We start from the raw sequence: 336 nt of genomic DNA, 5'->3' as shown, positions 1-336 counted from the left end.
ACAAGAGGATTTTAAAATTGAGTGTATTTGTTCTGGATACAAACAAAAAGCCGCAGAATCCGGTGCATCCGGCAAAGGCAAGATTGCTTTTAACAGAAGGGAAAGCCGCGGTTTTCAGACAGTTCCCCTTCACGATCATTTTGAAAGAGAACGTCTTGGACGTAGCATCAAACCCATTGCGGATCAAGATTGATCCGGGCAGTAGAGAGACCGGAATTGCCGTGATTAACGACGATACCGGAGAAATTGTTTTTGCCATGGAACTGAGACATCGAGGCCAACAGATCAAAAATAATCTGGAATCAAGACGAGCCATCAGAAGATCCCGGAGAAACC

Annotated in this window: 1 protein-coding gene; it reads left to right on the top strand. The window is 44.9% G+C overall.

Going from position 1 to position 336, the window contains the following annotated elements:
- Nucleotides 1-17: 17 nt before the first annotated feature.
- Nucleotides 18-336 (top strand): RRXRR domain-containing protein (locus HXW94_RS19015; RefSeq protein ID WP_178368442.1); only part of this gene is annotated, 319 nt, incomplete at its 3' end.

The sequence above is a fragment of the Desulfobacter latus genome (genome assembly GCF_013389365.1).
Classification (GTDB): Bacteria; Desulfobacterota; Desulfobacteria; order Desulfobacterales; family Desulfobacteraceae; genus Desulfobacter; species Desulfobacter latus.
This window is presented reverse-complemented; position numbering and strand designations above follow the sequence as displayed.